This window comes from Achromobacter sp., from assembly GCF_050285585.1.
Classification (GTDB): Bacteria; Pseudomonadota; Gammaproteobacteria; order Burkholderiales; family Burkholderiaceae_B; genus Achromobacter.
The window spans coordinates 1-6788 of sequence record NZ_JBLZXF010000072.1; the positions used below are offsets into that span (position 1 = coordinate 1).

7 protein-coding genes are annotated in these 6788 nt (G+C 69.3%); all 7 read right to left on the minus strand.

The features are described 5' to 3' along the window. Positions 1–2 precede the first annotated feature (2 nt). The gene (locus tag ACN6PJ_RS30715) at positions 3–386 is read right to left on the minus strand and encodes a carboxymuconolactone decarboxylase family protein (RefSeq protein WP_062682686.1); all 384 of its coding nucleotides are present in this window, start codon (positions 384–386) and stop codon (positions 3–5) included. Between the two features lie 21 nt (positions 387–407). Beyond that, entirely contained in the window at positions 408–2036 is a 1629-nt protein-coding gene (locus ACN6PJ_RS30720) for a GMC family oxidoreductase (protein WP_427999428.1), read from the minus strand. 2 nt (positions 2037–2038) lie between these two features. Next, on the minus strand, positions 2039–3727 hold the full coding sequence (locus tag ACN6PJ_RS30725) for a thiamine pyrophosphate-binding protein (RefSeq protein WP_427999429.1): 1689 nt from the start codon (positions 3725–3727) through the stop codon (positions 2039–2041). Positions 3728–3752: 25 nt separating this feature from the next. Beyond that, positions 3753–4727, minus strand: coding sequence for a tripartite tricarboxylate transporter substrate-binding protein (locus tag ACN6PJ_RS30730; RefSeq protein WP_427999430.1), 975 nt, complete (start codon positions 4725–4727; stop codon positions 3753–3755). 81 nt (positions 4728–4808) lie between these two features. Beyond that, positions 4809–5480 (minus strand): GntR family transcriptional regulator, encoded by a 672-nt coding sequence (locus tag ACN6PJ_RS30735; protein WP_427999431.1) that lies wholly within the window; start codon positions 5478–5480, stop codon positions 4809–4811. 115 nt (positions 5481–5595) lie between these two features. After that, entirely contained in the window at positions 5596–5895 is a 300-nt protein-coding gene (locus ACN6PJ_RS30740) for a hypothetical protein (protein ID WP_427999434.1), read from the minus strand. 26 nt (positions 5896–5921) lie between these two features. Beyond that, the coding region (locus ACN6PJ_RS30745) for a phage tail sheath family protein (RefSeq protein ID WP_427999432.1) at positions 5922–6788 on the minus strand (867 nt) is incomplete at its 5' end.

A 6788-nucleotide genomic window follows, 5' to 3' on the forward strand; every position in this document is an offset into this window, starting at 1 on the left:
GCTCAGGCGGGCGGCTGGCCGCCGGTTTCTTCCATGAGGATGGGAATCGCCAGGTTGCAGGAATGGATGCCCATGACGGTGGTGAGCTGGATTGCTTCGAGCAGCTCTTCGCGGGTCGCGCCCGCATTGAGGGCGTTGCGCATGTGGCGCCGCACGCCCGGGGCGTACAGGTGGGTCGTGGCGGCGTTGATGGCCACGAGGATCAGCTCCTTGTATTTCTGCGGCAGCGGGCCGTTGCGTTGCGGCACGCTGCGAAAGGCCAGGTAGGCCTCCATGAACTCCGGGTCCAGCGCGCGCAGCTGGTCCCAGAGCGGGTTCCAGTCGCCCTTGGCGATATGCGCTTCGCACTGCGGCGTGGCGATGGGCGGGCGGTTCTTGTCTGGCATGGTCGAGGCTCCTGGGTCGGGTCAGCCGGCGGCGTCGGCAAGCATGAATTCGGCCGCGCGCTCGCCGATCATCATGGCGGGCGCGTTGGTGTTGGACGAGGCGATGGTGGGCATGACGGAAATGTCGGCCACCCGCAGCCCTTGCAGGCCATGCACCTTGAGCCGCTCGTCCACCACGGATTCGCCCGGCCGTCCCATGCGGCAGGTGCCGACGGTATGCCACGCGGTCTGGCCGGTCTGGCGGGCGTAGGCGAGCAGGTCCGCGTCCGAGACCGTGGCGGCCCCCGGCCGTTCTTCCTGCACGATGACCGGTTGCAGCGCGGCCTGCCCGGCGATGTCGCGGATCAGGCGCAGCATGGCGATGGCCGTGGCCCGGTCGTGGGGATCCTGCAGGTAGTTCGGATTGATGGCGGGCGCGGTCCGCGGGTCGGCGGAAACGGCATGGATGCTGCCGCGCGAGCGGGGATACAGCATGAAGCCGCCGATGGAAAAGCCGGGGAACTTGTCGATGCCGCCCACGCCGTCGCGCGAATAGCGGTCCTTGCCGCTGATGTGATAGATGCGGATCATGACGTCGGCTTGCGGCAGGCCGGCGGCGCTGCGCGTGATCGCATGCGCGGTCGAGGACGTGCCCGCCAGCAGCCCTTTGCGGCCGACGAGATAGCGCAGCGCCGCCTTCACCTTGTGGTATGGGCTGCGCATGATGTCGTTGATGGTTTCGGCGATGGACGAGCGGTACGTGCAGCGCACTTGCAGGTGGTCGCTCATGTGTTCGCCCACGTCGGGCAGGTCGCGCACCACGTCGATGCCCAGCGATCGCAGCCGCGCCGCGTCGCCGACGCCCGACAGTTCCAGCAGCTGAGGCGATTGCACCGCGCCGGCGCAGAGCACGGTTTCGCGATGGGCGCTGGCGGCGCGGGTGGCGCCGTTCCAGTCGTACTCCACGCCGGTGCAGCGCAGGCCGTCGAAGCGCAGGCGGCGCACGAAGGCCCGCGTGCGCACGACCAGGTTGGCCCGCTGCCGCGCCGGCCGCAGGTAGCCGACGGCAGCGCTGCAGCGCCGGCCCGCGTGCGCGCTTTGTTCCAGATAGCGCACGCCCTCGTAGCTGACCGCGTTGTAATCCTCGGTCGGCGCGATGCCGGCCTGGCGGCATGCGGCGATGTAGGCGTCCGAGATGCGGTCGGGATCGCGCGCGGCGCGGTCGGTGATTCGGATCGGCCCCGATCGTCCGCGCAGCGGATTGCGGGAATAGGGGTTGTTCTCGATCTTGCCGAAGTACGGCAGCAGGGTCTGGAAGTCCCAGCCCTTGATGCCGAACGCCTGCTCCCAGCTATCGTATTCCGCGGGATCGCCCCAGACGTAGGCCATGCCGTTGACCGAGCTGGAGCCGCCCAGCACCTTGCCGCGCGGCCAATAGATCTGCTGGCCCGCGAGGTTGGCCTGCGGCTCGGTCTTGAAGGGCCAGACCACCTTTTCGTTGGTCAGCAACCTGCCCACGCCCAAGGGGATGTGGATCCACGGATTGCGGTCCTCGTCGCCGCCTTCGAGCAGCAGCACGCGGTGCTTGCCCGAAGCGCTCAGGCGGTTGGCCAGCACGCAGCCCGCGGAGCCGGCCCCGACCACGATGTAGTCGAATTGTTCTGCTGTCATGATTACTTTGCGCGGTTCTTGAAGGAGTCACGACGGAAGCTGTAGAGCGCGTTGGGATCGACCTGGATATCGACCACCGCGGGCCGCCCGCAGCGTATGGCCGCATCGACGGTGCGCGCCAGATCGGCCGCGCGGTCCACGCGGAAGCCCTGCGCGCCCCACAGCTCGGCCAGCTTGTCGTAGGGCGGATTGGGCACGTCGGCGCCCAGGTAGCGCTGGTCGAAGAAATCGCGCTGATAGGCTTTTTCCGCGCCCCAGCAGCCGTTGTTCATGACGAGGCAGACGGTGTTGATGCCGTTGGCCACCGCCGTGCCGATCTCGCTGCACGCCATGCCGAAGCCGCCGTCGCCCATGAGGCTGATGACGGTGCGCTGCGGCTGCGCCAGCTTGGCGCCCAGGCCGCAGGCGTAGGAGAAGCCCACCAGGCCGAAGTCCAGCGGCGTGAACAGCGCGGGCGTCTGCGCATAGCGCATCTGGTCGGTGGCCTGCAGGCAGAGCGTGCCCGCGTCCATGGTGTAGATGGCGTCGTCGGGCGCCACTTCGCGCAGGGTCTTGAACAGGAAGGCCGGTTGCAGCGGATCGGCGGCCGCGCCGGCGGCCTGGTCGCGCTGCTCCAGCAGCGCGCGACGCTGTTCGGCGAAACGGGAGGCCCAGGCCGCGCTCCCGGGATGGGCGGGCAGGCCTTGCAGCGCGGCGACGAGGTCCTGGGCGACGGTGTCGGCGTCGCCCAGGATGCCGACGTGCACGGGGAAGAAGCGGCCCAGGGCGGTGGGCTCGATTTCCACCTGGATCAGCTTGGCGGCGGGATTGAGGCTGTCGCGCTGGTAGAAGGTGGTATTGAAGCCGAGCCGCGTGCCCAGCGCCAGGATGACGTCGGCCTGCTTGGCGAGGTCGGAGGCCACCGCATTGCCGCGCGGCCCGACCTGCCCGGCATACAGCGGATGGTGGCAGGAGATCGCGTCGCCGTGGCCGGGCGACATGGCGATGGGCGCGTTCAGGCGTTCGGCCAGCGCCAGCACGGCGCGCTGGCTGCGGGCGTTCTTGACGCCGCCGCCGGCCACGATCAGCGGCCGTTCGGCCTGCGCCAGCATCTGCGCCGCCTGTTCCAGCGCGGCGCGCGGCGCCGTCAGCGCGTCGAATACCTGGGCGCGCTCGAACTCGCCATAGGCCGAGGTTTCCAGCGCATCCGCCAGCAGGTCGCGCGGCAGGTTGAGCATGACGGGGCCGCGCCGCGGCGACAGGGCGGTCCTGAACGCTTCGCCCACCATCTCGGGAATGCGGGCGGTCTGCGTGAGCGTATACGTCTTTTTCGTGATGGGCTTGAACAGCGATTGCTGGTCGACTTCCTGGAAGGCGTCCCGGTAGATGTGCGCGGAGGAGAGCGAGCCGCCCAGCGCCACCACCGGCGAATACGCGGCGTGGGCCTGGGCCAGCCCGGTCACCAGGTTGGTCGCGCCCGGGCCGTTCTGCCCCGCGAGGAATACGCCCGCCTGGCCCGATGCGCGGGCGTAGCCGTCGGCCATGTGCACGCCGGTGCGCTCGTCGCGCACGCCGATGAAGCGGATGTCCCGCGCGTCGTACAGGGCGTCGAATATCTCCATGCCCGCGGATCCGATCAGGCCGAATACGTGGTCGGTGCCCTGGGCGCCGAGCGCCGCGACGACCGCCTGGCCGCCCGTCATGTTCTTCATGTGATTCTCCTTCAATGCATTGCGGTTAGGGGGTGGCCTTCAGGATCTTGTTGAACTTGTCCATCTCGCGCGCGATGTACTCGTCGAAGACCTTGAGCTGGCGGTTGTCCGGCACCAGGCCCTGGCGCGTCAGCTGCTCCTGGACCGCGGGGTCGCGGCTGACCTGCGCGATGGCGTCGGCCAGCGCCTGTTTCACGGCGGGGGAGGTCTTGGCGTTCATCACCACCCCGTACCAGATGCTGTAGTCGAAATCGCCCAGGCCGATCTCGGCGACGGTGGGCGTATCGGGCAGGAGCGCGGAACGCTTGGGGCTGGTGACGGCAAGCGCCTTCAGCTGGCCCGACTGGATGAAGGGCAGGGCCAGCGCGATGGGCGGGAAGGACACGTCGACGCGTCCGGCCGCCACTTCGGCCACGCCCTCCTGCACGCCCTTGTAGGGGACGTGTTCCAGATGGACGCGCGCTTCCTGGTTGAAGTAGCGGCCCACCAGGTCGGTCGCGGAATTCACGCCGGCCGAGCCGTAGGTAAAGCGGGCATCGGGCCGCCGCGCCGCCTCGACGAAGTCGCCCAGCTTGTCATAGGGACTCTTGCGGTTGAGCACGACCAGGGTGGGCGAGGAGGCGATCGCGGAGATGCCGGAGAAATCCTTGAGCGTGTCGTACGGCATCTTGTCGTTGACCGCCGGGATGACCACGTAGGACGAAGACACGAACAGCATCGTGTTCTTGTCCACCGGCTCGTTCAGCGTGCGCTGGGCGCCGACCAGGCCGCCCGCGCCCGGCTTGTTCTCGACGACGACCGGCTGGCCGAGCAGCGGGCCGAGCTTCTCGGCGTAGATGCGGGCAATGATGTCGATGAGCGCGCCGGGGCTGAACGGCACGATGATGCGCAGGGGCGCATCGAACTTGACCGGTGCCGGCGCGGTCAGGGCCTGCGAGGAACCGGCGAGGAAAAGCGCGGCGGCGAGGCCGGCCGTCAGGCGGCGGTGGAGTGAAAACATGGTTGTCCCCTTGTTGGATGTCATCATTCTAAATGTCGACATTTTTACTTTAATGGATAAGTCCGGCGACGACAAGGGGGTTCAGGCCTGGCCGTTGCGCGAAAGTTCTTCCAGCACGGCGTCGCGGTTCTGCACGGCCAGCCGGTAGTGGCAGGCGGCGGCGCGTTCGGGCTCGTGCGCGGTGATGGCCTGGATCGTTTCTTCCCAGGCGCGCAGGGAGCGCTCGCGCCGCTCCAGGGTGGCCAGGCTGATGCGGACGTAGCGGCCGATCTGCTTGGCGATGTCGCTGGCGTAGCTGGCCAGGATGGCGTTGTCGGCCAGGCTGGCGATGTACTCGACCATCTCGCGGCTGTGCCGGGTGTATTCGGCGGCATCGCCGATATTGTCGGCAAGCAGGCGCAGCCGGCCTTTGAGGATGTCGGCCTGGGCCGGGGTGCAGCGCTCGGCGGCCAGGCGCGACGCGGTCGACACCATGGCGGCGCGCACCGCGTACAGGTCCAGGATTTCCTTGGCGGACAACAGCGTGACGCAGGCGCCGCGCTGCGGGCGGATGGTGGCCAGGCCGCGGATCTCCAGCAGGCGCAGGGCCTCGCGCACGGTCGCGCGGCTGACGCCGTAGGTCGAGGCCAGCTCCGTCTCCCGCAGCCGGTCGCCCGGCGCCCATTGGCCGTCGGCGATCTGGTCGGCGAGCAGGTCCGCGATCTGCAGCGGCAGGGTCTTGAGGAGATTCGAGTTTTGCAGCGGCTGGGGCATCTTGTGGGGCGGGGCTTCCGGGAATTCAGGCGCCCGCGCGGGGTGGGCGGGGCCGGGAGTTTCCGCATTTTATGCTGGAATGTCGACATCGGCTGCGCGCAGCGTGGCGCGGCGCTCAGGGCTTGCCGCCGGGACTGCGCCGCTTGCCGAAGAGCGCGTCGGCTTCGTCGAATCGCAGCGGCGCGCCGCCATGGTCGGCGGCGTCGAACAGGCGGCGCAGGTTCTCTTCGGTTTCGTCGATGTATTTGCCGACCACGCCCGACAGATCGAGGTGGGAGGGCGGCGCCGGCTCTTTCAGCGCCGGCGCATGGGCGGGCCCCTGCGGCGCGGCCGTCTCGCGGCGTTCCCATTTCGCGCGGAATCGGTCGTTTTTGTAGGGGTCGAAGCGCTGCGGATTGACGGTGGATTGCGCCATGGCTGCCTCCTGTTGCCGCGCCCGAGTCAGGCCGAAATCGGGCCGGCCGATTGCCGGATGCGGATGATGACGAACTCGGCGGGTTTCAGCGCGGCGAATCCCGCCACGATATTGAAACTGCCGTTGTCGATGTCGTTCCGCGTGGTGGTCTCGCGGTCGCATTTGACGAAGTAGGCGTCGCGCGGCGCGCTGCCCTGGAAGGCGCCCTGGCGGAACAGCGCGTGCATGAAATCGCCGGCGCGCAGTCGCACCTGTGCCCACAGCGGTTCGTCGTTGGGTTCGAACGCGGCCCATTGCGTGCCGTCGCGCAGCGATCTTTCCAGGTACAGCGCGAGGCGGCGCACGGGCACGTACTTGTATTCCGCGGCCAGGCCGTCCGCGCCCCGCAGGGTGCGGGCGCCCCAGCAGACCGGGCCGTGGCCGGGGAAGACGCGCAGGCAATTCACGCCCAGCGGATTCAGGGTCCTGTTGTCGGCATCGGTGACGGAGGCGGCCAGGGATTCGACGCCGGCCAGGCGGGCCCCGGTGCCGGCGGGCGCCGTCCAGACGCCGCGCTCGGCGTCGCTGCGGGCATACAGGCCGGCGATCGCGCCGCAGGGCGGCGCCAGCCGGCGAGCGCCGGCCGCTCGCGGATCGGACACGTAGATCCAGGGGAAATACACCGCGGCATGGCTGGACGCGGGCAGCGCGCCCTCGGCGGCCGCCTGCGCCATCGAAACCGCGTCCATGGCGCTGGCGGGCGCGTCCGCGATCAGGAAGGCGTGCCGGGCTTCGCAGCAGGCCGCCGCTTCGGCCAGCACGTCCGGGCGCGTGATGCCGGGCAGGCACAGCAGGTTGAAGTCCACGTCCCGCAGCATGTCGAGGGCGGGGCGCTGCGTGGGCGCGGACTCGTC

What these genes read in the sequence shown, in the direction of transcription:
- ACN6PJ_RS30720 (WP_427999428.1), bottom strand. Translation starts at nt 2,036, where the DNA reads ATGACAGCAGAACAATTCGACTACATCGTGGTCGGGGCCGGCTCCGCG.
- ACN6PJ_RS30725 (WP_427999429.1), bottom strand. Translation starts at nt 3,727, where the DNA reads ATGAAGAACATGACGGGCGGCCAGGCGGTCGTCGCGGCGCTCGGCGCC.
- ACN6PJ_RS30715 (WP_062682686.1), bottom strand. Translation starts at nt 386, where the DNA reads ATGCCAGACAAGAACCGCCCGCCCATCGCCACGCCGCAGTGCGAAGCG.
- ACN6PJ_RS30730 (WP_427999430.1), bottom strand. Translation starts at nt 4,727, where the DNA reads ATGTTTTCACTCCACCGCCGCCTGACGGCCGGCCTCGCCGCCGCGCTT.
- ACN6PJ_RS30735 (WP_427999431.1), bottom strand. Translation starts at nt 5,480, where the DNA reads ATGCCCCAGCCGCTGCAAAACTCGAATCTCCTCAAGACCCTGCCGCTG.
- ACN6PJ_RS30740 (WP_427999434.1), bottom strand. Translation starts at nt 5,895, where the DNA reads ATGGCGCAATCCACCGTCAATCCGCAGCGCTTCGACCCCTACAAAAAC.